The following is a 24,753-nucleotide window of genomic DNA, read 5'->3' on the forward strand; positions in this document are numbered from 1 at the left end:
ACTATCTCCTATAGGAAATCCAACAGATTCCCCAGTTGTCCGGATCAACTGGAAATTCTATCGGAAAGAGCTCTTACTACTAATATACGAGGGGTGATCAATATGAAAATTACAGGAAAATCCCACGTTTATGGCGATAATATTGATACAGACCGTATTATTCCAGGGAAATATACAAAAACATTAAATTTACAATCACTAGCTGATCATGTACTGGAAGATTTAGATCCAGAGTTCAGTAAAAAAGTAGCAGAGGGTGATATTGTTGTTGCAGGAGAAAACTTTGGTTGTGGTTCATCACGCGAGCAAGCACCACTTGCATTAAAAACAGCTGGTGTTTCATTAATCATTGCAAAATCCTTTGCCCGTATTTTCTTTAGAAATGCCATAAACATCGGCTTACCCATCATCGAACTGAAAGATTATCAAATTCAGCCAGGTGACATCGTTGAGGCAGATCTAATTTCAGGCATTGTTACAGTAAATGGACAATCTTATACAGGGACAAAAATGCCCGAAGTAATGGTTGATATTTTGAATAATAATGGCTTAGTAAATTATTTAGCTGAGCATAAAACATATAAGTTATGACGGAGCATTTACTTGTTCTTGAAGCATTGACAAAACTCGCTGCGGACAATGTTGCAGATGGTGAAATGTCATATCATAAAACATGATGTACAGATTGCATTGTTAAAAGGCTATTCCAACTGAATATTTAACTGATTCCAACATAAATACAAAGCCCCTCTTTTGAACAAAGCTAGATTAAAGAGAGGCTTTTTAAAATCTTATTTTACCCATACTATTTTTCTATTCTTTATAACCGCTTCAAAACACATTCGTATAATATTTGTAGTCCAATTTCCAACTCTTCATATGTTCCATATGCATATGATAATCGAATATGCTGTGTATCTTGAGGATCGTAAATATAGCCGGGATTAATGAGAACTTGTCGATGCAATAGCTTGGTAAATAAGTCTTTATCAACGATTGGCTCATGAAACCTAAGCCAAATATAGAAGCCACCTTTCGGCTTATCCCAACTAGCAATTTCCGTAAATCTCTCTTGTAATATACCCTCAACAAAGTTGGCTCTCAGTAATAATTCTTTCCGCAAACTTTGAATATGCTTCTCATACTTACCAGATTGCAACCAATGCAGCACAATTTCCTGTGAGATGGCGCTTGATCCGTAATCTGTCTGCATTTTTATATCTGCTAACCGCTCAATCACTGTAGTTGGACCGATTAACCAGCCAATACGGAGTCCGGGGCTTAATGTTTTCGAAACACTCCCAATATAAAGGACTTGCCCGCTATCATCCATTGATTTAATTGGAGACGTTGCCGCTTCAAATAGCAATTCATGATAGACGTCATCCTCAATGATAGGAATACGAGATGCTTTACACGCTTCATAAAGTTCCCTTTTTTCAAGCGACGTCCATACCCCACCAGTTGGATTGTTTAACGTAGGTACAGCATAAAATACAGCCTGCCTTTTTCTTTTCTTTTGAGCTAAGGTTTGTGCAAGCTGTTCATCACGTTCGATAGACAGCATTTGCATACCTACAGATTGGAAAGGATGGACTGAATTTAAATAAGACGTCTGTTCCTGGAATACGATAGAACCCTGCTCAAGCAGCCCAACAGCAACCAATTGCAATGCTTGAAGTGCACCAGAGACAATACAAACATTTTTGGGCTTTGCATAGATCCCCCTTTTTTTCACGTATTCGCAAATCGCTTCTCGAAGTTTATCGCTACCTTGTGGTGATGAATAGCCTAAAGCTTTCGGCTGCAAAGAGAGCTCTTTCAAAGACGCTTCAATTTCAGTAGTGGGCAATAAACTAGGTGCAAGCTCTCCAGTTCCCAATCGAATGATATCATCGCGCTGCTCGTATTCATTGATTAATTGAATGGTATGATAATTGGGCTTATGGAGACTCGTGTCTATGTACTTTTGCCAATTTGGTTGTGTTTGTGTAATTAATGAATCCCATGAATTTTGTGCTACATAAATACCTGAGCCTACCTTCGATTCCAATATTCCTGCTGCTTTTAACTCCTCTAACGCCTGCTGAACAGTACTGCGATTGACCCCGAACTGCATAGCTAGCTGTCTTTGTGTCGGTAGCTTTGTTCCTGCCACCCAATCTCCACGTTCTATATGCTCAGTAATCCACTGAATAATTTGCTGCTGTAATGTCATTTCTCCCTGTCTACTTGGTTGCCAGCTCATTCGTATCACCTCAAACATATCAATTATACCTCGGCATAATTGCTTTCGGAATCGGCTTTATACTTAGGCCTGCACGATGCAGGTCAGTTAGCCTAAGAACTCCTTTCCGATTTCGTAACATCCGCCGGAGGCTTTAACTTCTTTCAGCGGGTGTCCAAACAGCCGCTAAAAGAAGTTAAAATTGGATGGCTTAAAAACCACCCAATTGGTCGTTTTCTTTTAGTTATATCATATCTAAAATGTTTAGTGAAAGGAGGAATTTCATTGGAAGCATTTCTACATGGAATGATTTTAGCATTTGGACTTATTTTGCCCCTTGGCGTACAAAATGTCTTTGTCTTTTCCCAAGGTGCGACTCAGCCACATCTAGTTCGGGCCTTACCCGCCAGCATCACTGCCTCAATTTGTGATACGCTTCTAATACTACTTGCGGTATTCGGTTTATCTATAATTGTGTTGCAATTTGAGTGGTTACGTATCGCCTTGATGAGTGTTGGGATACTTTTCTTACTTTATATGGGCTATACAATTTGGCGCTCAAATCCTGCATCTACCGATAATAACGAGGCACTTCCTGTAAAAAAACAAATTTTATTCGCGGTCTCTGTCTCTCTCTTAAATCCACATGCCATTTTAGATACAATAGGTGTTATCGGGACGAGTGCTTTAAAATATAGTGGGACGGAGCAAATGTTGTTCACTGCAGCATGTGTTTTGATTTCTTGGTTATGGTTTTTCGGTCTTATCATTGCTGGAGCATCCTTGAAAAGACTTGATAGCTCTGGGAAGCTTATGAATATTTTTAATAAATGCTCAGCGATTTTTATTTGGGCAACCGCTCTCTATCTTGTTAGTGGTTTACTGTAACGTATTCACTAAAAACGCTCAGGATACTAGTTTTTATTAAAAATCAAGAGTTAAAGTAATACACTTAATAGAATAGTATCCTATATAGATTGTGCAACATTAAAATACACTTTTTTTAAGCTGAACTAATTTTGATATTAGATCAGCTTTTATTTATGTTTAAAGACCTGCTCTATTTGTAAAAAAGCGTCTCTACTTATTGTAGAAACGCCCCCCGTTAGTTGAAGAAGAAATAGTCATTCTCCCCTTTGATGAAAAGCCTCTTATGTTTAAAATTGGTTATAATTTTATTCCATTCTTTCTAGATAACCATTCTTCAAATTGGCTTAAGGATTCAATATTATCGTTTATAACTGATTGATAAATATCTATACTAAAAAATGCCTTGCGATATTTAGGATGACTATGCAATTGTTTTTTTAATTCCAATATTGATTTTCTTTTAATGTCATCAAGTTGAATTTTTATTTCTTCTACATCATTTTGTTTTTTCTTAACTTCTTCTGAACCAATAGCCCAAATATCAATTTTCCATTGGTGTCCAAATAAGTTTGTATGTACTCCCCAATATAGCCCATTTGGTAAATGTGGTGTTTTCCCAATTAACTCATTTCTAAAACTCATTTTTGTTGGTTTTAATTTAATTGAAATTTCTTTCCCTAACTCAAAAAAATTGTCATTATTACTTGTGTCTGTTTCAAGGTAAATATCTAAATCTCTCCACGTCATCAACTTTAACGAATAACTACCACTTACTTTAGGATTACCGTACTTTTTTAAGGCATCGTACAATCCTAATTTGTATAGAATTTCGTTTGCCTCGTCTAATATATCTGAGTTCAATTTTTCTAAATCTATACTCAAGCTAACACCTCCAATGAATTTCTAGTATTTGTAACGGGTTTGAAATTTTTCGTATGTCAGTTATTTGAATAAGTAAGGATTTTAATCATTTAATTAGCACCCAGAATTGCACATATCTATGTATTCTAGTAGTTGAGATAATAATCCTTCTTCAAGTAAAGCCCCCGTTAGCCATCCATGTAGCGCAAAAACCAGCACTACACCACAGAAAATGAAAGATGATTAAGTTCTTTCATGGGAGTTTAATAAGAAAAGCAAATCTAATAAAGAATAGTACATACTTATGATACGGTTCACCTTAATGTAGTTAGTTTCCATTTTCTATATAAATATCCTTACCAGCTATTCATAGCTATTTTCACCCAGACAACGTATAATAAGAGAAGCAGAAGAAGAATTCATTTTTCCTCTAGTTAAAAAAAGAGGTGCAATTACTTGAAACAGTTTGAAAAAGCATTACCTGAGCAGTATGAAACATTAAAAAAACAGGCCAATTATACGTCTAGCTGGCGAGAGCGTTTAGACGCAGTCGAAATGTTATCGGCTTATCAACATGACAAAATCATAGATTTATTAAAAAATCGTATGCAGCATGATACTGTCAACAAGGTGCAATTAGCAGCCTATGAAGCACTCGCGGCGTTTGGTGAGGACGTAGAGAAGCCATCACCTGCACGTTTTGATATTATCAAAGGCACAGACAAAATTTTCCTGCGGGTGAAAAAGAGCTTGCCGAAGGACCATACAGTGGTAGACTTTGCGGATAAACTAAAACGTATGCGTTTAGATGTCTTTGATGCGTATGAAGGCGACAAAGGTGTAGAATTTATGAACTGGTTAGAGGAACGTTGGGCAAAACTATAATCAGTAGTTTTGCGATTTATGAAGGAAAGTCATTCTCTCCGCTTGTGGAGGGAATGGCTTTTTCTTATCTTACGCTGCGGTTCATCGAAAACTAATATTAAATTGTATTACTTCTTTTCTTTGATCATCCGTCTTTATTGTTTAATGATAAAACAAACACCTTATTAAACTAACCTGCTTCGTTAGTTTAAGAGCATTTATTCACAAACTTATACTCCTTGTTTCATTTTGGAGAGTGTTAGAGAAATACAAAGTTCTAAAAACTAACTGTATTTTTTAGTTTAAGAACCTTTTTATACTTTATATAGCAAGCTATTCTCCAAGGAATTAAATAACAAGTAGCAGCATAATTAAACCATCATTTCGTATTTCATAATCTGACCATAAAATAAGAGGAATAGAAAAACCCACTCCTAAAAAAATTGCTATAGATAATTGAAGGTATGTGACGTGCACAGAAGCGTTTAGAAAAAATGAAAATCCTGGTGTCAAAAATAGAAGGGGAAGAATTATTCGCCCTCCTCTGCCTTTGGTTGGTTTGTACATAGAACGGATTCTGCGAACTAAAATGAACAATCCAAAAATAATGATAAATGCTTATTTGAACAAGCAATACATAGCGTATGCGTTGGAACTCAATATGTTAAAAAATATGCAAGTGAAGTGATTTCTAAAGAGGATGTAGCAAATAGAATTAGAAATTTTTTGAGGCAGGATGAACGACAATCAGGCGCTATTATGGGTTAATAAAAAATCCCAATTTCTCAATTTGAATACTAGGAAATCGGGATTTTATTTGATGTAACAGTTCGATCTGCTTTTAAATCGCTTTGTTGTGTGCAATATTCAATCAATTTTAATCATCGTTTATAAATTTGAGCGCTTAGCTGGCCATGAACCTTGTAGTTTACGAAGTTGTACAATTTGTCCTGTATGATAAGCGTCATGCAAAAGGATATTTAGATATTGTTGCCAAACTGGAAGAGAAGGACTAGGTTGATCCAATACTGCTTCTTGAAAGGATGCTAATGAAGATTTTAAGGCATCATGTACGTGAAGCGTTCGCTTCACTGTTTCTTGCCAAGCATCTTCATCATTAGCTTCACCTTGGATAAACGTTTCATCATTATTTTGTGGAGCAACAAATGTGTCATCTTTATATAAGCGAGAAAGTAAGCGCTCTTTAAAGGTTAGTAAATGGTTTGCATTTTCCCAAATCGTATTAGAGGCCTTTCCTTCTGGTTGCCAACATGCTTGTGCAGCAGTGAGATTCTTTAATGCTTCTGATAACGGTGGGTACCATTCTTCTTCGTAAAAAACTTGATTGACTCCATTTTGCAAGAGTCCTTTTTTACTCATTTGGATCGCCTCCTTTTTTGTAACTCTCTAAACATTACTTACTATTAATTTATCAAATTTTTCGAAAATAGTACATAGGAGTGAAAATATACATGGTCTTTATATTTGTGTAGCCTGAACTTTAATTAACGATCTTCCACAATCGGGCGTATTTCTTTAATAAAGAGATGCGTATTTTTAATTAAAGTGCCATATTCTTGAATAATCGATTAGACTGTATAGCAACTTGCGCCGTTAGTAAAACGTATCGATCAAGAACCCCCTTGTTACCAAGCAATGGTTATTAAGTCAGGTTCAACGAATTCTATTACAAATTTAGGTGATGGGCAAAATACATACTGTTGATAGGCATCTTCTGCTGCTAAATGAATAATATTTTCAATAATCCCAGAAGTCTAGACTTACCCATTCAATTATGGGGATGCTCGCTATAAATTCAGTTTTCATTTTTTCCTTTTCTTCAACATCTAACATCCTAATACTTTCTTTAGTTGAGAACGGCTCCAACATCCAATCTAATTGCATCTGTAATTCATTATTTCTTTCTCTTTTTACTTTTGCAAGAGAAACTCTAATCTTATTTTCCGATCATTCGTGTCCATTGTCCACCTTCTCTTCTTACTTTTTCCTGCAATGATAACTGACTTTTTCTGTTTTACATCCGTTTAAAGAAAAAAGAGCTGCCTTCGCAACTCAATGATCTTTAATTAATGCAATAAGAAACTAGAATTTAATCTAATTTTTTTACAAATAAAACTCTGTCTTGATTTGGTCCGTCATATTCTGTATTTATTGACAGATCATCAACACTTCTATCTCCATCTTCAATTTCAAAACCCATCTTGGTATGATAGGCAATCGAAACTTTGTTGACAGGTGACGTTACACATCGAACAATACTTCGATTATTTTGCTTTACCACATTAAAAAATTCATTGTATAAATGGTTTCCAATATTATGCTTTCTGTATTCAGGATGAACTCCAACGAAATGAATATACGCCTCATTTGCATGAGTTTGAGAAAGGAATCCTATTAGAAAACCAACAAGTTTACCATCCTTTTCTGCAATGAAACTTGTTTGTGTAAAATGGTCGAAGAATAACTTTGGTAACATATCAGACATATTCCTGCCACCCCACCACTCATTGATTAGAGGTGAAATTACATAGTAGTCTGAACCTTTAACTGAACGAATTTCCATCTTAATCCCCCTTTTTATGTAAAAATCTATTTAAACTAATATTAACATTAAAGCAAACTATATATTATTCTTTATGCAACTAACCTACTTAGCACAAGAATCTATTGCTCTAATTGAACAATTTCGCCCCGTTAGTGCACCCCGTTAACAAAATATCAAGTAAATGTTAATTTAATGGGTATTTAATTTTTTCGTTTAATTTCTCTGCTTGATTTATAAAGGAATCCATATTTGTACTTATAGTAATATTTAATCCTAATCCTACTTCACGGAGTGTTTCCCGCAACTCTTCAAAATTCTTTTTATCCTCTTCGGTTAAATCAACAAATCTATATAATTCATCTTTAGGATATTGATTTAATTTAGAATAAAAATGTTCAAGAATGTCGTTGTCACTTTTAGAAAGCGTTCCCAATTGCTTTCCAGTAGTCATACCAAGCCAAATTCCATTCAATACATCTCCTAATTTAGTTGTAACCAAATTGGGTTCGGACCAGTTATCATCAATCTGATTTTCTATCAAACCTTCCAATTCTACTAAATTACGCTGTACTTCCGTAACGAAAACTTGCTCTTTAACAAAATTCATTTTTATAATTCCCCAAGCTACAACTGCGATAAGAAATATGTTCAAACCTATTGAAATTCGAAATAGCACTTTTTTCCTTTTACTCAACTTCATTCTCCCCTTCCAACAAAATTTTACCATAAATATCCTTTGTGGTTATTGAAGTATTTACGCCGTTAGTTGACTAAGAAAAAGATGGAATCTCTACGGAATCCAATCTTGAAGTAAAGCCCCGTTAGCTTAAAAAGGGGTAGCGCAACAAACGTGAATTTCGTACGCTAAGCAAATTTTTAGAGAAAAAGCCGATTTACTCTATGTTTAGAGATAATCGGCTTTGTAAATCAAAGCGGTAAAATAATATGTAGCTTTATGAACCTTATAAATATATATCATTACTTAAATCAGGATTCTTAGTATTCTATAATCAATTAATCCTCATCATAACAATTATCTACAGATTCTTGTAAAGAATCTAATAAATAAGTTCCTTTGAAAAACGACTTCAAAAGACAACAGGGCACTCGCCATCGTTCATTTGATTGGCATTCTAAAGTCTTTCAAACTTTCTCCAAGAATATGGTGTGAAAACCACATCAAATTTTGCTTCATAATAGCCACATTAATTCCAGGCTGGTCAGAACTATATGCCATTCCTTTAAAAATAATTAATTCTGTATCGACTTCCATATCCCTTAATCCTTGATATAGTTCATATGCATTTGGAGTTGGAATTCTTGCATCCTTTTCGCCATGTTGGATTAAAGTCGGGGTACAGGCGGATTTAATATATGTCATTGGTGATGTTTTAGTATAGATTTCTGGATCGTTCCATGGATCATTTCCTAAATACATCTTAATAAAGTAAGGTATATCTGTATTTACATAATGGCTACTCCAATTTGTAATTCCACCTCCAACTGAAATGGCTTTAAATCTACTACTAAATGTAGAACAGAAAGCTGATATATATCCCCCGTTGCTCCATCCCATAACCCCTACTCTCTCTTTATCTGCAATTCCTTTGTCAACTAGTGTATCCACTCCAGAAATAACATCATCGTAGTCAGCAATTCCCAGTTTTCTGTAGTTTGCTGTTAGAAATTTATTGCCATAACCAGAGCTTCCCCTGTAGTTTGGTTCTAAAACGATAAAGCCTTTTTCGATAAACTGTTCAATAGGATATTTCTCATTAAAACAGTCTGAAAATATTGGAAAGGATGCCCAAGCCGGTCCACCATGAATTACTACTAATAAGGGATATTTTTTATTTGCGTCAAACTCTACTGGGGTTGATAAAACTCCCTCTATTTCAAGACCATCACTACTTTGCCATGAGATTATTTCCCTGTTACTTTTAAGCTTTCCTTTAAAAAAGCTATTTTCATTCGTTATTTTTTTATCGTCTAAATAGATTTCAAAGGTTTCATTTGTTATCGCCTTATTATAGGATATATGATTTCCATCACTTGTTATAGAAGCCTCCATTATAAAGCTATCTACTTTTTCGCTTAACATTTCCACAGTGCCATTCTCAGATACAACCCAATAAGATAATTAGTTTTATTCTGCCATCGAATTAAAATTCCTTTAGCTGTCCACCGTAATGGCATAACCGTACTATCAAAATCTGTTAAAGGTTGAAATAGCTCTCCGCTATTAATATCATAAATCTCTAGCGTACTGTCTTGTATATGGGTCTTATAATAATCCTTCTCCCTTATGCTTGCTGAGTAACATATTTTGCTACCTTCAGGGGAGAAGCAAACACTCCCTCCCAACAATTTATCTATATTTATCTTTTGTAGCTCTCCAGCTTTAATATCTAGTAAGTATAGATTTCCTTTAATAAAATCTCCCATATTCGGACTTGGTGTAGCCATAAATACAACCTTTTTCCCACCATTTGAAATATCAAATTCATGGATATGAAAATCCTTACCATCCGTTAGTTGATAAATAACGCTATTTCCGTGTTCACCTTTATCATTTTGGATCTCTTTTTCTATTTCAATGTAATATAAACAACTATTTTGATATTCCTTACCTATATGATAGAAATCTCCATATAGTTCCTTACGTTTCTTTATCGTCTCAGATTCTTTTGACTGTGCAACATAATAAAATCCATTGCCAGTAGGCTCCCATTTGAATTTACTGACCCCTTCTTTCTAATTAGTAATTTGAACCCCACTATGACCATCTATGGACTTAACAAAGATCTGATTTTTCTTATTATCCCCGTCACCAACTGGGCTAAGGTATGCGATAGCTCTAGAATTTGGAGACCATAAAGGGTATGTACTCTCTATATCCCTAGTTGTTAATTGGTAACACTGCCCCTTATCTTTTTCATATATCCATACATGATTCCTATATGTATTATCTTCCCAGTTAGCTGTCTTCTTTACAAATGCTACGTTTTTGCCATCATCACTTATGTTTGTATCTGATAAGGTTGGTAATGAAATAATCTCTTCTATACTTGGATATGTTTTTTCATTCATATTCATTAATTAACCCCTCTCGTTAAATCTCTTCCAATAAAGTTAGCAGGTACAGGACTTAGTTCTAATTCTCTTGCCCAAACAGAAAGTTGACCTATGTGGTGAATTTCGTGAGTAACTATATGGTGTAATATTTCGTCAACAGTGTATTTATCTTCATCCCAAGAAACACTGACTAATTTTTCTTTTAAATCTCCTACATTTGTTTTTATAAATTCAGCTATTTCATTTCGTAATTTAACTGAAAGAGATTTAACCTTTTCAAGTGTAGGATAATCAGCAAACTGAAATACTACATCTTCTTTGCCTTGAATACCACGAATCCAACTATATTCCACATCAATTATGTGAAAAAGTGTATATAATATATTTCCTACTCCACCCCTGCGGTCTTTTAACAACTCTTCAATTGTCAGTTGATTGCACCAGTCAAACCATTCATCTCTTACCTGCCAGTTGTATTCAAATAATTTAATCATTGTAAGCACTCCAATCTAGCTTATTACAATATATTTCGATATAAATCCAACTATTTCCTTCTTCAACTAACCAGCGCCGTAGTTCGAGTATGATTCTTCACAAATTCTTGATATTCGTAATAAGTAGTAGATTACCTTATTTATTAATTTCCTCTATTGTTCATTAGTTTACTGTAGTATGGGCTACGCTGCGGCTTTTTCCTTTTCAATCGCCATGAACTATTTGAAACCTTTTCCATTTTCATCCGTAAATTAATTACAACAATTTTCCTTTATTATTATTCGGAGGTACTTAAATGAACTCTTTTGCACTTATGGCCTTTTCTTTTGCTTGTTTATCATTCGCCTTTGCTGTCTCAGCTGATGCTAAGATTAAAAAGTTAGAAAAACGTATCGAAGAACTTGAAAGAAATAAGTAATTACTTGAATACATAATGGGATTATAGAGCGATTTAATCGCTCTATTTTTGTTTAATCCTCAAAATGTTCACTATTATTGCTGATACAAAAAAATCTTCGTAAATATACTTGTTTAATTAATAATACCGTAGACTTAATTACCAAAATAAAGGATAATTACCAATATACTTAATAAAAGGAGGTATTAATTTTTCATGTTAAAAAAATTTAGTTTTACAGTTTTACTTTCTGCCATCCTACTACTATTTACATTTTCTATTGGTGCTAGTAAAGCACAAGCAGGTTATGCAGATAACCCTAGTAAACTATACTATGATTTAGCAGACCAAGTTTACAAAGTCGGAAATAAGACAAATGCTGAAATCCAACATGCAATCAATCTTGAACATGGTCCAAATAAATTTAAAGTGATTGATTCGGTAGACATTAACTCTAATCAAAATCATAAGATGGGAGCACCTAGTTACAATTTAGATAGAACTGGCTTTAAAGCAATGACAGTTGTTATTGCCGATCCAAATGGTAGTAAGAAACTATTCATTGCCTTTGCAGGTTCAGAAGATGTTTCAGATTATGCAACAGCAGCATCATCATTATTGAATGGTAGTGTTCCAGGCCAATTACATCAAGCGCACCTCTACCTTAACTATATCTATGATAAATTTGGTTATAAAGACTACCAATGGTATTTTACAGGACATTCTTTAGGTGGATGGTTGGCAGCGAAGTCCTACTTAGACGTTCGTGCTGGAATAACAGTAGTTTCTAACCAAAAGTTTACTCATTATGGTCCTATCAAAAAGGAAAAAATTAGCGGAGTATATACTTTTAATGCTTTACCAGTAGCTAAGTCACAAATGACTGATACTCAATGGACTGCAAACAAAAACCGTACATATCACAGTGATGTAAAAAACCTTTTCGTTGATAATGAATGGTTAAATAGTATACACGATATGCATTCTAGCAAACTATCGTATATCGGTGAAGAAGGTGCAGTGAATAAAAAAATTCCTCATTACACTTCTTTGGATTATTCACCATTAACTCCACTCATAGATATCGTTAACTACTACCGAATTAACAAAAATAAAAATATTGTGGACTATCACAGCATAAAATATCTTTCAAATGACGTGTATCATTAAGTTTTTATTAAAATGTGTATTCATTACTGAATACACATTTTTTTGTCCATTTAGTTTTGCTTAAAATGTACAGTATTTAAATTACGATTTTCTTTTCTAAAGTCCAATATTGTTTAACCGAATCGCTGGCAAAAGCTTTATCTAAGATTGTTTGGATTTTCTGCAAGATTTCATCTGTAACGCATTCATTAGCTCTGTCAGTCCCAATCCTCATACATTTCTAGGTACTCATTTTCGATATAATCTGTAATCATTCGATTAGCGTCTGGAGTCCATGTTTGTGATTAATTAATTTCATTCTCCTACTGCACATTTTCTTTCAGATATTCACTCAATATAGTGTTGTAATTTAATACTGCACTTTGATATATCCTCTCTGTTAGTTAAATAACGGAGAGAAAAATTTACAGATACTAAACTTTTATAAATATACTCGAACTATATCCTTAAACACAAAAAAGCTGAACTAATATCAAAATTAGTTCAACTTAAAAATAGCAAATAAAAATGTTGTACATTGTTTTAAGTGCATTATTTAAACAATTAACTTACTTTTAGTTACCTGAGCGTTCTTTACATCGTTCTGTGCTTTTTTCTGGCGACTCCAAAGCAGTTTCCGGGCTTACCTGATCACTCTTCTGTCTTCCAGATTACCTGAGCATTAAAGATTTTACAGCTTAAAATAAACAGTAATTTTTTCATCAAACACTTTTGTCTCTATATATCGTTCGCCATGATCGTCACTCAGATAATGAATATCATTTAACAACACATTGGCCTTTAGTAACGCTTCGTGTTGCTGGATGATAGTTGTTGCTTTGGCACTTCCAGCAATCGAAATCGAAACATATTGCTCAACAGGGAGTTTCCATTTTTTGCGTGTATCTTGAATTGTGCGAATTAATTCCCTTATTTGCCCTTCCTCAAGTAAGCTAGCTGTCAAATGAACATTCATAAGGACTCGACAAGAAGCATCTTCACTTAAGACGTAATGTTCCTTCACGATAGATTCAGTTAACACATGCGCTTTTAATAATGTTACCTGTTCTCCATCGATCGTTAACGGAACTGAACCTGTTCGCTGTAATACATTTTTCTCCTCATCATTTAAATTCACTACGTAATCTTTTACTTTGTTCACTTTTGCTCCAAATGCTGCACCAGCCGTTTTAAAATTAAGCTTATAATGAACTGTTTCGTAAGCTGAAAAATCATTTGTCCAAACGCATTGTTTTATATTTAATTCATCTTTCACGAGCTCGCTATATGGTTGATAATCTGATAACTCGCCGTCAACAGAGACAATGATTTCACTTAACGGCTGCTTTACCTTGATCCCTTGACTATTACGTATGCTACGGCCTAGCTCAACGATTGTTAAAATATTCGCCATCTCTTTTTCAAGCTTAGCATTAACGAGCGATTCATTGTATGTTGGGTAGTTTTGTAAATGAACACTTTTCCCTGATAATTGTCGATATAAATCCTCTGCGATAAATGGAGTGAATGGTGCTAGTAATTGACAAATTGTCGTTAGTAGCTCATACAGCGTACTATAAGCACCTCGTTTATCCTCTGTCAGCCCATTTGCCCAAAATCTTGCTCGTGAACGACGGATATACCAGTTACTTAGCTCTTCCACAAGCTTGCCGATTTCGCGTGTTGCCTGTGTAAACTGGTAATCATCCATAGATTTTGTCACAAGCTGAATTGTATGATGTAATCGAGACAATACCCAATGATCTAGTTTTGTGCGAGTGCCAGTCTTGTTAGCATCGTACTGGAAGCCATCTATTTCTGCATATAGCTGATAAAATTTGAACGTATTATCTAGTGTATCGACTAGCTTTGATTTCGCATCCATCACTATTTTTGTTGAAAAACGTTTGGGATTCCAAGGAGAACTATCGACTAAAAACGCCCATCGTAAAGCATCCGCTCCGTACTGCTCTATCAGTTCAACTGGCTCTAACGCATTTCCTTTACTTTTCGACATTTTCTGTCCATGCTCATCTAAAACATGCCCTAAAGAAAGTACATTTTTATAAGGTGCCTTTCCTGTGAATAAGGTAGAAACCGCTAATAAACTATAGAAAAAGCCTCGTGTTTGATCGATGCCTTCGATGACCACATCCGCCGGAAATTGATTGTTAAAAGTAGTTAGGTCACCGAAAGGATAATGATGCTGCGCAAATGGCATGGATCCACTATCAAACCAAACATCAATCACTTCAGGTGTACGTTCCATGTCACCACTACACTTTGGACAAGTACACACAACCTCGTCAATATACGGCTTGTGAAGCTCAATGTCATCTATAGTACCCTTCGCTAGTTCTTTTAAAGATGCAATACTATTTGGTGCCACTTCATGACCACAATCCTGACAAACCCACACATTTAGCGGTGTACCCCAATAGCGATTACGGCTAATATTCCAGTCCACTAGGTTTTCTAAGAAATTGCCAAATCTACCGTGCTTAATGTGATCAGGATACCATGTAACTTGTTCATTATTTTGTAAAAGTTTATCTTTCATTGTAGACATATTGATAAACCAGCTGTCAGTCGCGTAGTAAAGCAATGGTGAATCACAGCGCCAGCAATGTGGATAGCTATGCTCATATTTTTCCTTATCAAACAATAGCTCCTTTTTAGCGAGCATTTTAATGATTTCGACGTCGCAATCTTTCACAAATTTACCGGCAAGCTCTGGAACCTCTTCTGTATAGCAACCCTTTAAATCAACAACATTGACAAACGATAGCCCATTTTGCTGAACCGTTTTATAATCGTCCTCCCCATATGCTGGCGCGATATGGACGATACCAGTTCCACTATGCTCTGTGACATAATCCGCTAATACAACGACATGCCCCTTATCAACTGTGACATAAGAAAATGGTGGGGTGTACGATACACCTTCAAATTCATGCCCCTCATGTTCACTTAACACTTCCACAGAATCAGCAAAAACTTTATTCACTAGTGATTTTGCTAAGATATAGACTTTATTGTGCTGCTTCACTCGAACATACATGAGCTTAGGATTCATGGCTAATGCAACATTGGCAGGTAATGTCCATGGAGTCGTTGTCCAGCCAAGAAAATATTCATCTTTATCCTTTAGCTTAAACATTGCCGTGACAGATAAATCCTTTACATCTTTATAGCCCTGCGCAACTTCATGAGAGCTTAATGATGTTTGACAACTAGGACAATAAGGTGAAACGCGGTGGCCCTTATACAAAAGCTTCTCCTTGTGCACATGACTTAAAATATTCCAAACAGACTCAATATAATCATTACTTAACGTTAAATATGGGTCATCCATGTCAATCCAATAGCCTAGCTGCTCTGTAAAGGAGCGCCATTTCTTCTCATAGGTAAAGACACTTCCCTTACACTCTTGAATAAATTGTTCGACACCATATTTCTCAATTTCTTGCTTGCCAGAGATACCTAGCTTTTTTTCCACGCCTAACTCTACAGGCAAACCATGTGTATCCCAGCCAGCTTTACGCTCAACTAAATAACCTTGCATCGTTTTATAACGAGCCACGACATCTTTAATTGTTCTGCCAAATGCGTGCCCTACGTGTGGTAAGCCATTCGCTGTTGGAGGACCTTCGTAAAATACAAAAGGCTTATTGTTAGAACGATTCGCAACAGACGCTTGGAACGTTCCTTCTTGTTCCCACAACTGACGAATACGCGTTTCTCTTTCTACAGTCGTTTCTTTCTTCTCATTAGCTTGCATGTAAATTCCTCCTATACTAATTGTATAAAAGGCATACAAAAAACCCCGTCCCAAGTAAGGGACGGGGTTAACCGCGAATACCACCCTAATTCTATTGAATCAACGTTCAATAGCACTTAGCAACGTACAATCATACGTGTTCTTTTTAACGGTAGACACCCGGATTAGCTTACTATGTTCAGCCAATCTTCTCAGAGAGGATCTTCATGTAACACTTGCACACCGACTTCCACCAATATGTCGGCTCTCTGTAGAACAAAATGAAACACTACTTTTTCTCATCAACGAATTTGTATGCTTTTATTGTCACTCATCTTAACAAACTAATTTTTGTCTGTCAATAATTTCAAAGTACTAATATTGGTAGTGTTTTCCTTATAATTCATTGAGACATGCTTCAATGCTTTTATGAAGAGCTGCGAACTTAGGCTTTCCATTTGTATTAATATAAAAGCTTTTTACAAAGGTTTTGCAGTTAAAAACTAAGATTCTGTGATGCTGTACATCGAGCTGTCCTTTTTTTACTTTTAAAGTAGCAGGTAATTCTTGCAGCAATTTAATGAGCTCTTGCTCCTCTAAACCATGCTCAAGCATTGTGAAAATAGGCACTAAAATCCGTTCATCTTCTTCGTGAATGAAAGCATAATTTTCTTGCAAAATGGCGTTGTATAATGCGCTTACAATTTCACAATAAGAGGCTTTATTTAATTTCGGATTTTTCACCAATTCATCGATTGCATCAGCCATATGGGCAACACTATGAGCCCACCCTTTCACCGGAACGTAGCCTCTTACATCCTTTTCTGCCGCTAAATAAGCTAGTACTTTATCTTTACAATCAGCGATTTTCTGTTGGGATAAAAAATCATCTGCGTTATCTCTAAACAATATTAGGGCAATCAATAGTGACGTAAATGTACGGGTAAAAACTAAATCTGATTCGCTTTCTTCAATACCCTTGTATAATAAATTATTCAAACATTCCTCTAAAAGCTCCGTTAAAAGTGAATGCTCTAGTAAGTTTTTTTCATGAATCAATTCATAAAACGATCCATAAATTAAGTTATCTCGTAATTCACTATCTAATGAACCGATATGTAGCATCATTGATTGTATGAGATCGGTATGATCCTTTTGCTGCCATGTAATAGCTCCACTTTGTAATTCTTTGAGTATTTCTTTTAATTCATCTTCCTTCAATAAGTTTTCATTTTGTAGTATACGCACTGTTTCTCTCCTTTTCATGTTTGCTTTTAATCGAATAATCAAAAACCACTTTCACGATAAATGCCATCAAGCTTCCATCCCTCATTAAACCGTACATAAGTAAACTCCTTCTGCTCGTTGTCCATTACAACAATTACTTTGCTTTTCCAAGGAAAGGTCACCGCACGCACCTTTCCATTTCTGACCTCATTGATTTGGTCAGACAAAGAGAGCAGAGTAGATGGAGTAACACTATTTTGTATCAAATATTGCGGACGGTCAGAGCTATCTTGCAACTCCTTCATTACATGTTCATGAAAGGCAATCACTTTTTTATTAGTATCATACATACTAATCCCAAGTGAACCAATGCATAAAACGAGTAGACTTCCCAATAAAATGACATTCTTTTTCTTTAACCCTATATAAAATCCCCATTTATCTTCCTTTTTGTATAAGAAATAATATATGCCTATACATAATGGCCAAACAAAAAGAATTTGCCACATTAACACCACCCAAAAGTCATCACCAAAAGACACTAAATATCTAATCATATTATGATTTAAAAACCAAAGAGGCAAAGTCCAACGCCAAGCTGAATTTTCCTGGGAAAGACTTTTAAAATAGATAAGTATAAGTGGAAAAGATAGAATAAATGCTAACGAATTGTCCATTATTACAGTTATCAATGCTTTATTCACTCCCCAGTACCTATTTTTTAAGAAAACACCATCATACAAATACTTACAATAATTGTACCCTAATCCAAATATATAAAACAGCTAATAAAAAAGCTAGACATTCTTGAAATTTTCGAATGTCTAGCCTTGATTTATTTATGATCTTCGAGTATTTTCATGCTATCTATATCTGCAAAGGTTATTTTAGATTCGGCTTTTTCCCTTCCTATATCTATACTATATTTCACTTCTACATTATCTCCAAGCGACAATGTTGTAGGAGCATCGATTAATGGGAACCACGTACCATTACCGTGTTTTTGTACAATGTCATCAATTGATAATTTACCAATATCCGATTTATCTGCATAGGAAACAACTAAAAATTCATGTTCCTTGATTGCTACGATTAACCCCTTTTTAGAATGGAGTTCTTTTTCCCCAACTGGAATATCAAATTTTTCACGTAAGGCAACTATCTCTTGACTATAGTGCTTCTCTAAATAGTTCATAGCATCTTTCAAGACTAGAAAATATAGTATCGGCCTATTTACATCTTTGTATTGATTCTTTTCCTGCTCCAATAGTGAATTGATTATAGCTAATCTATAAGAATATTGTTCGATAAATTCTTCTCTTGTAAGATTCACCATTTTTAATTGTTCAGTAAATTGCGCTTCGTTTTGATTTATACCTACTTCTATCAATGATTCAAGCTGTTCATCAATTTGTTTTTGCGAAGGTACTATCCCCTTTGACCGAGCGTAAGCATATAAAGATTCAGCCTGTAAAAAGGATTCAAAGTTCTGCTTCTTTGCATCATTGGACCTTTTCTGATCATTTACTCGGGAATCCGTTTCTAAATAGAAGTTTAGAAATTTTTCATCCAATACAGTTGGTATACTTGCTGATTGCTCTTGACTTCCGTTGAATTGGCTATACAGAAATATTCCAATACAAACTGTAAATAAAATAGATAATACACTATATTGCCAACGCCAGGATCTTTTTTTCATCTCACGCTGTTCTAAATGCTGTACAACATTAGTCATCACACGCTTTTTGCTTTCGGTTAAATCATTTATTACCCTCACATCGACTTTACTCATGCAGCAGGACCTCCCATTCAATTTGCTGTAGCTTCGGCTTTAATAGCTCTCGTCCACGACGTAGCCTTGTTTTCACCGTACTCTCCGGAATACTTAAAAGCTCGGCAATTTTAATAACAGGCATTTCCTCAAAATAAAAATAAATTAGGACCTCACGCTGTTTTAATGGTAGTGCTAAGATGGCGTTTTCTACTAAGGTTTGTTCATCCTGCTGTACTAGCATGTCCCTTTTCGTAATAGCCTGCTTGGCAAAGATCTTCTGTTGAACTTGTATTTTACGGTATGTCCAGCTACGTAAATAGTCTTTACTTTTGTTAATGACGAGCCTCGATAAATATGCCCGTAATTCTCCTCTTTCCTCATAGTTTTGCTGAATATCGTAAAATTTGATAAATACATCCTGCACGATATCTTCAGCACTTTGTAAATCTTTGACGTAATAAAAGGCAAGTCGGATGAGCCTTTCTGTATGCTGCTGCATTATTTCTTCGAGTTCTTTAGTTTCAAGCAACATCTCTCCCCCTCTCTGCCCTATAAACGGTGCTCACGATAATGAGGTTTGCTTTTTTTATATTTTTTTAAATAAAGATCTAGATAAACTCTAAATTCACTTATTCTAATTTTCATCAGAGAAAGGAGCAATGACCGCTTTTTTATTTAAAGAAAGCACAATATTTGTAGATGGCGTTCCATAAGGCATTGCCTCATCTATAAACTGCTCCAATGTTTCCACTGAATTAGTTGCAATTTTTACGATATAACTTATTTCACCCGCTACACGATAGCATTCAAGGACATCAGGATGTGCATTACAAAAATCCGAAAGACTTTTACAATCAATTGATTTAAATAAAATAATAGCTTGAATATCGCGATTTAACTTTTTTAAATTTACCTTCGCACTATAAGCCTCAATAATCCCCTGCTCTTCTAACTTTTTAACACGCTCAATTACTGCTGGAGATGATAAATGAACCATCGAAGCTAATTCCTTCATCGATATTTTTGCATTTCGCTGCAATTGCTGTAATATTTCTGTATCTATTTGATCCATATGTATCCACCTTTTTTAATTAATTAGATTTAATAAAATTCCTTTTATAATAAAGCAATTCATCTAAATAACATTATACAGATTCTGTCATTGAATAGCCTTATTCATTACAATGAAACATATAAAGGAGGCATTAACAACATGAAAAAAATATTATTACTATTAGCAAATGGTTTCGAGGCTGTTGAAGCGAGTGTTTTTACAGATGTACTTGGCTGGAATAAATGGGAGGGAGACGGCACAACTGAAGTCGTGACAGTAGGATTGCATCAGCAATTACAATGTACATGGAATTTTAACGTAACACCTGAAAAGTTACTTCATGAAATTTCATTAGCGGAGTTTGATGCACTAGCGATTCCTGGAGGTTTTGAAGAAGCTGGATTTTATGATGATGCCTTTAGCGAGGAGTTCCAGGCGGTCATTCGTCATTTCGATGAACACAAAAAACCGATTGCGACGATTTGTGTAGCTTCCCTAATTTTAGGTCAAAGCGGAGTACTACAAAATCGAAAAGCTACTACTTATAATCATCCAACAAGCAAACGATTAGCACAGCTACAATCCTATGGTGCAGAAATCGTCGATGAGCGAATTGTTCGAACTGAACATATTATTACATCCTCAAATCCCGGTACAGCATTCGACGTTGCATTCAGCTTACTGGAAATGCTGACATCTGTGGAAAATACTAAAAAAGTAAAGGATTTAATGGGGTTTAATTAATTTAATGAAGCTGTCTCAAAGCGTTAAGTTGAGACAGCTTCTTTACATTTAATTTGATAATAGATGATGTAGCCTCGATCCAAATTCTTTGTTTGTTGTAACCAATGAAATGGTTCTTGTTCTTCCGAAATTATTAATTGGTAAGGCGAAAAGCTGAAGATGACCAATATTTTTAGCCATTAATTCTGGTACAATCGTAATCCCCATTCCAGTACTTACAGCTCCAAAGATAAAATCCCCAAAGTTCACCTCACTTATGATATTAGGTGTGTAGCCAAGAGACTGTATTTGTTCTACTATTTCCTTCCTTGAATCACAAGGAGCCTGATGAACAATAAGTGGCTCCTCACATAATTCTTCCAGCTCCACTGCTGTTCTTGCATTAAAACGATGATTCAACGGAAACACAGCATAGTAAGGTTCCGTAAACAATTCACAACTCCACAAAGATTCTCTCGAATATTTTGCATCAACAAAGACAGCATCAAGTCTACCTTTTTGTAAAGATTGCAACAGTTCATTTGACGTATTTTGAATCATTAATGTTATAGGTCGATCTAGTAGCTTAAGCTCTTTCATTTTGTCTGGCAAATAGTAAGTGGCTAAGCTAGGCAGACCACCGATGGCAATTGGATTGCTGTGGTTAAATTGCTGTAATTCTTCACGAATGGCCGTTAATTCAGTCAAAACTGGCGTAATGCGAGTGTAAAAACGTTCGCCAGCTTCTGTTAATTCGATACCAATCGATGTCCTATGAAATAGCTCGATGCCAAGATTATTCTCTAAGTTTCGTATATGTTTACTTAGTGCAGGTTGGGAAAGATTCATGATTTGAGCAGCTTTTGAAAAACTTTTCTGATTGGCTGCGGCAATAAAACTATGTAACCATTCTACATTCATTGTATTCCTCCTTAACCTATAACGATTCGTTATACCCTTATAAAATAGTGATTGTTCCATATTCTTGGTTTTTTAGTAATCTATTAAATATAGAAGGTGCATCGATTATAACATAACGTTATAGGACGTCTATACTTAGCATCTTTAAATTTTTGGAGGTTCAATAAATGAAAAATGTTTTATTATTATCCTTTGGCATGTTTGCCTTGGGCTTTGATGCCTATGTGATCGCAGGGCTTCTCCCAGGAATTAGCGATACGTATCACAAAAGCACTTCACAAGTCGGCCAGGCTGTAAGTATTTTCACTTTATTTTACGCAATATCAGCGCCGTTATTTTCTTCTTTACTTGCAGGAAAACCAATAAAAAAAATCTTAATAGGGTCAATGCTTATCTTTACAATAGCGAATGGCATCACAGCTTTAGCGCCAACCTTTTCTATTTTTCTACTTTCGAGGGCAATTGCGGGGACTGGGGCTGGTTTATTTTCACCATTAGCTGTTGCAGCCTCTACAAAGTTCGTTTCTAGTGAAAAGAGAGGGCGAGCTCTAGGATTGACTATTGGAGGAATGAGTATGGGAACAGTACTTGGGGTTCCTTTAGGTATATATATATCCAACTTATTTGATTGGAAATTAACACTTTGGCTATTAGTTATAATCGGTGTAATTTCTGTTTTATGTATGTATATTTTACTTCCCAATTTCCCAACAACCCCTCCCCCTGCACTAAATGAACGATTAAAGATGTTTCTAGATAAAAGAGTAACTGTAACTGTATGTATAACATTTTTCGCCAGTGTTGCTAGCCTTGGATTGTATACATATCTATCTCCCGTATTAGAAGACATGGCAGGCTCAGGTAACATAACAAAATATCTTTGGGCATGGGGATTCGGTGGCTTATTTGGAAGTATAATGATTGGATACTTAATCGACTACTTCGGAAAACCAAAAACTTTAGTTACAATCATTTTATTCACTTTAACTTTATCCATTATTTGTATACCATTAATGATTAACTTACCTATAATAAAGTACTTACCATTCTTTGTCTGGGGAGCAATGGGTTGGGCAAGCCAAGCACCTCAACAACATATTTTACTATCATATCAGCCCAACAACGGAAGCTCCGCAGTGGCCTTAAACAGTTCTGTAAATTATTTAGGCAGTGCAATCGGTGCAAGCTTAGGTGGCATTGTACTGTCCTTACAGATTGGAACAATAACTTTGATTTATTTTGCGGTTATCTCTATGCTAATCGCCATTTGTTTACAGTTCTTTAGTTTGAAGAACAAATTTAGCGTTTAGAAAGTATAAATTTATATAATTGCGATTCTAACTGTTGATTTGATGATCTTATTCGTCATTTTGATGGCTAGAATGGCACATTTGACTGGGTTACCTTCTTTTAGGATGGCGCTTTCCGTCGTCGGAGATTCTTTCCGTCGCTTTGGCCGTTCTTTCCGTCGTTTCGATGGTTCCATCCGTCGCTCTGACGATTCTTTCCGTCACTTCGGCGGGACCTTCCGTCGTCGGAGATTCTTTCCGTCGCTTTGGCTGTTCCATCCGTCGTTTCGATGGTTCCATCCGTCGCTATTGCGATTCTTTCCGTCACTTTGGCGGGACCTTCCGTCGTTGGAGATTCTTTCCGTCGCTTTGACCGTTCTTTCCGTCGCTTCGATGTCCTATCTGTCGCTCTGATGATTCTTTTCGTCACTTCGGTGGGACCTTCCGTCGTTGGCGATTCTTTCCGTCGCTTTGACCGTTCTTTCCGTCGTTTCGATGGTTCTATCCGTCGCTATGGCGATTCTTTCCGTCACTTTGGCGGGAACTTCCGTCACTTTGGCCGTTCTTCCCGTCACTTTGGCCGTTCTTCCCGTCACTTTGACGATTCTATCCATCATTTCGGAGGTTCTATCTATCGCTTTGACATTTCTATCCATTGTTTTGAGGTTCTATCCGCAATTTTGACCACCCTATCCACGATTTCGGAGGCTCTATCCACGATTTTGACGTTTCTATCCACGATTCCAGAGGTTCTATCCGCAATTTTGACCATTCTATCCACGATTCCGGAAGTTCTATCCACGATTTTGACGTTTCTATCCACGATTTCAGAGGATCTATCCGTCACTAAGTGTTATACGATATATTACAACCATTATCGAGGCAATGGCATTTGAAAAAGCTGCCAGCTGCATTAAATAAACACTCTTGCAATTTGTAACTATTTGTAATTTAGCCCGTCTAATTGGCAATAGAATAAACTTTTTGGAGGCAGTCTAATGAAAAGATTTTTGTTTCTAATTTTATTGGTAAGTCTGTATTTGGTGTCTGCTTGTACAAATGGAAAAACGCAATCATTAGAAGCTTTTTATAAGGATGCAAAAATTGAAAGTATCGATAAAGTGATTATCCAAGATGGTTCAACGGGTGCTTCAAAAACGATAACTAAGCAAGACCAAATCAATGAATTCATTTCTCTGATTAAAGATATAAAATTTACTCCGCAAGACAATCAAGAAAAACGTGTTGGTTGGAGATATGGTATTACTCTTTTTGATAGTGAAAGAAAATTTTATTTTACACTAAGCGAAATTGATAATACCTACTATGATTCAAACCCGGATATTTATCCTATTGTAGAAAACTATTACAAACAGTTGGAAATTGTAGAAGAGTAAAGATTTTAAAACTAAAGACCTCTTTATTGAAGTTCTATCCATCATAATAGAGGTGCATGAAAAAACCGACTTCCCATGAAATCGGTTTCTGCACCAAGAGCAAC

General features: G+C 35.6%; 22 protein-coding genes, 2 pseudogenes and 1 other annotated feature. Of the genes and pseudogenes, 9 read left to right on the forward strand and 15 right to left on the reverse strand.

From position 1 onward, the window contains the following. The first annotated feature begins 102 nt into the window (after positions 1 to 102). A complete protein-coding gene (locus ACIQ7T_RS19130; RefSeq protein ID WP_370076647.1) occupies positions 103 to 591 on the forward strand; it encodes a 3-isopropylmalate dehydratase small subunit in 489 nt (162 codons plus the stop codon). A 229-nt stretch (positions 592 to 820) separates the two neighbouring features. On the opposite strand, the gene ACIQ7T_RS19135 is transcribed toward ACIQ7T_RS19130, so the two are convergent. Beyond that, positions 821 to 2,248 carry an aminotransferase-like domain-containing protein gene (locus ACIQ7T_RS19135; protein ID WP_402872614.1) on the reverse strand — a complete coding sequence of 476 codons (1,428 nt, stop codon included), beginning with the start codon at positions 2,246 to 2,248 and terminating at the stop codon, positions 821 to 823. A gap of 264 nt (positions 2,249 to 2,512) precedes the next feature. Between ACIQ7T_RS19135 and ACIQ7T_RS19140 the strand changes: the two genes are divergently transcribed. After that, complete coding sequence (locus ACIQ7T_RS19140; protein ID WP_370076651.1) at positions 2,513 to 3,115, forward strand: LysE/ArgO family amino acid transporter; 603 nt, start codon at positions 2,513 to 2,515, stop codon at positions 3,113 to 3,115. A gap of 279 nt (positions 3,116 to 3,394) precedes the next feature. Here the strand turns inward: ACIQ7T_RS19140 and ACIQ7T_RS19145 are convergent, their stop codons facing one another. Beyond that, a complete protein-coding gene (locus ACIQ7T_RS19145) occupies positions 3,395 to 3,979 on the reverse strand; it encodes a hypothetical protein (RefSeq protein WP_370076653.1) in 585 nt (194 codons plus the stop codon). Between the two features lie 435 nt (positions 3,980 to 4,414). On the opposite strand from ACIQ7T_RS19145, the gene ACIQ7T_RS19150 reads away from it, so the two are divergent. Then, positions 4,415 to 4,843, forward strand: coding sequence for a HEAT repeat domain-containing protein (locus ACIQ7T_RS19150; protein WP_370076655.1), 429 nt, complete (start codon positions 4,415 to 4,417; stop codon positions 4,841 to 4,843). 256 nt (positions 4,844 to 5,099) lie between these two features. Here the strand turns inward: ACIQ7T_RS19150 and ACIQ7T_RS19155 are convergent. The 6 genes and pseudogenes from ACIQ7T_RS19155 to ACIQ7T_RS19180 form a co-directional block, all read right to left on the reverse strand. After that, positions 5,100 to 5,389: pseudogene (locus tag ACIQ7T_RS19155) on the reverse strand (CcdC protein domain-containing protein). Between the two features lie 321 nt (positions 5,390 to 5,710). Continuing rightward, on the reverse strand, positions 5,711 to 6,202 hold the full coding sequence (locus tag ACIQ7T_RS19160; protein WP_402872619.1) for a DinB family protein: 492 nt from the start codon (positions 6,200 to 6,202) through the stop codon (positions 5,711 to 5,713). A gap of 730 nt (positions 6,203 to 6,932) precedes the next feature. Then, a complete protein-coding gene (locus tag ACIQ7T_RS19165; protein ID WP_370076659.1) occupies positions 6,933 to 7,406 on the reverse strand; it encodes a GNAT family N-acetyltransferase in 474 nt (157 codons plus the stop codon). 166 nt (positions 7,407 to 7,572) lie between these two features. After that, complete coding sequence (locus ACIQ7T_RS19170) at positions 7,573 to 8,082, reverse strand: hypothetical protein (protein WP_370083559.1); 510 nt, start codon at positions 8,080 to 8,082, stop codon at positions 7,573 to 7,575. 423 nt (positions 8,083 to 8,505) lie between these two features. Then, positions 8,506 to 10,484: pseudogene (locus ACIQ7T_RS19175) on the reverse strand (S9 family peptidase). Next, positions 10,484 to 10,957, reverse strand: coding sequence for a DinB family protein (locus ACIQ7T_RS19180; RefSeq protein ID WP_370083563.1), 474 nt, complete (start codon positions 10,955 to 10,957; stop codon positions 10,484 to 10,486). The pseudogene ACIQ7T_RS19175 and the gene ACIQ7T_RS19180 overlap by 1 nt, the downstream one beginning before the upstream one ends. A 296-nt stretch (positions 10,958 to 11,253) precedes the next feature. Between ACIQ7T_RS19180 and ACIQ7T_RS19185 the strand changes: the two genes are divergently transcribed. Together ACIQ7T_RS19185 and ACIQ7T_RS19190 are read left to right on the forward strand one after the other, a co-directional pair. After that, positions 11,254 to 11,376: a hypothetical protein gene (locus ACIQ7T_RS19185; RefSeq protein WP_370083565.1), complete on the forward strand. Its 123-nt coding sequence runs from the start codon at positions 11,254 to 11,256 to the stop codon at positions 11,374 to 11,376. Between the two features lie 195 nt (positions 11,377 to 11,571). Continuing rightward, positions 11,572 to 12,525: a Tle-like phospholipase domain-containing protein gene (locus ACIQ7T_RS19190; RefSeq protein WP_370083567.1), complete on the forward strand. Its 954-nt coding sequence runs from the start codon at positions 11,572 to 11,574 to the stop codon at positions 12,523 to 12,525. A 670-nt stretch (positions 12,526 to 13,195) separates the two neighbouring features. Here the strand turns inward: ACIQ7T_RS19190 and ileS are convergent. The 6 genes from ileS to ACIQ7T_RS19220 form a co-directional block, all read right to left on the reverse strand. Further along, positions 13,196 to 16,285 (reverse strand): isoleucine--tRNA ligase, encoded by a 3,090-nt coding sequence (gene ileS, locus ACIQ7T_RS19195; RefSeq protein ID WP_402872622.1) that lies wholly within the window; start codon positions 16,283 to 16,285, stop codon positions 13,196 to 13,198. 54 nt (positions 16,286 to 16,339) lie between these two features. Then, positions 16,340 to 16,579, reverse strand: a binding site (T-box leader). 81 nt (positions 16,580 to 16,660) lie between these two features. After that, positions 16,661 to 17,512, reverse strand: a complete 852-nt coding sequence (locus ACIQ7T_RS19200) for a DUF2785 domain-containing protein (RefSeq protein WP_402872625.1) — start codon at positions 17,510 to 17,512, stop codon at positions 16,661 to 16,663. A 38-nt stretch (positions 17,513 to 17,550) separates the two neighbouring features. Further along, on the reverse strand, positions 17,551 to 18,183 hold the full coding sequence (locus ACIQ7T_RS19205) for a hypothetical protein (RefSeq protein ID WP_402872628.1): 633 nt from the start codon (positions 18,181 to 18,183) through the stop codon (positions 17,551 to 17,553). A 143-nt stretch (positions 18,184 to 18,326) separates the two neighbouring features. After that, positions 18,327 to 19,283 carry a hypothetical protein gene (locus tag ACIQ7T_RS19210; protein ID WP_370083575.1) on the reverse strand — a complete coding sequence of 319 codons (957 nt, stop codon included), beginning with the start codon at positions 19,281 to 19,283 and terminating at the stop codon, positions 18,327 to 18,329. After that, a complete protein-coding gene (locus ACIQ7T_RS19215) occupies positions 19,276 to 19,794 on the reverse strand; it encodes a sigma-70 family RNA polymerase sigma factor (RefSeq protein ID WP_402872631.1) in 519 nt (172 codons plus the stop codon). The genes ACIQ7T_RS19210 and ACIQ7T_RS19215 overlap by 8 nt, the downstream gene beginning before the upstream one ends. Before the next feature lie 105 nt (positions 19,795 to 19,899). After that, positions 19,900 to 20,337: an Lrp/AsnC family transcriptional regulator gene (locus ACIQ7T_RS19220; protein WP_402872633.1), complete on the reverse strand. Its 438-nt coding sequence runs from the start codon at positions 20,335 to 20,337 to the stop codon at positions 19,900 to 19,902. Between the two features lie 141 nt (positions 20,338 to 20,478). Here ACIQ7T_RS19220 and ACIQ7T_RS19225 point away from each other — a divergent pair, with 141 nt between their 5' ends. Then, positions 20,479 to 21,063, forward strand: a complete 585-nt coding sequence (locus tag ACIQ7T_RS19225) for a DJ-1/PfpI family protein (RefSeq protein ID WP_402872635.1) — start codon at positions 20,479 to 20,481, stop codon at positions 21,061 to 21,063. Positions 21,064 to 21,111: 48 nt separating this feature from the next. Here the strand turns inward: ACIQ7T_RS19225 and ACIQ7T_RS19230 are convergent, their stop codons facing one another. Then, complete coding sequence (locus tag ACIQ7T_RS19230) at positions 21,112 to 21,963, reverse strand: LysR family transcriptional regulator (RefSeq protein WP_402872637.1); 852 nt, start codon at positions 21,961 to 21,963, stop codon at positions 21,112 to 21,114. A 167-nt stretch (positions 21,964 to 22,130) separates the two neighbouring features. Between ACIQ7T_RS19230 and ACIQ7T_RS19235 the strand changes: the two genes are divergently transcribed. From ACIQ7T_RS19235 to ACIQ7T_RS19245, 3 genes are all read left to right on the forward strand, one after another. Continuing rightward, on the forward strand, positions 22,131 to 23,273 hold the full coding sequence (locus tag ACIQ7T_RS19235) for an MFS transporter (protein ID WP_402872639.1): 1,143 nt from the start codon (positions 22,131 to 22,133) through the stop codon (positions 23,271 to 23,273). Positions 23,274 to 23,581: 308 nt separating this feature from the next. Then, positions 23,582 to 24,148, forward strand: a complete 567-nt coding sequence (locus ACIQ7T_RS19240) for a hypothetical protein (protein ID WP_402872641.1) — start codon at positions 23,582 to 23,584, stop codon at positions 24,146 to 24,148. Between the two features lie 102 nt (positions 24,149 to 24,250). After that, positions 24,251 to 24,649 (forward strand): hypothetical protein, encoded by a 399-nt coding sequence (locus ACIQ7T_RS19245; RefSeq protein WP_402872643.1) that lies wholly within the window; start codon positions 24,251 to 24,253, stop codon positions 24,647 to 24,649. The last annotated feature ends 104 nt before the right edge of the window (positions 24,650 to 24,753 follow it).

This window comes from Lysinibacillus sp. NPDC096212, assembly GCF_044763105.1.
In the GTDB taxonomy this organism is placed as follows: Bacteria; Bacillota; Bacilli; order Bacillales_A; family Planococcaceae; genus Lysinibacillus.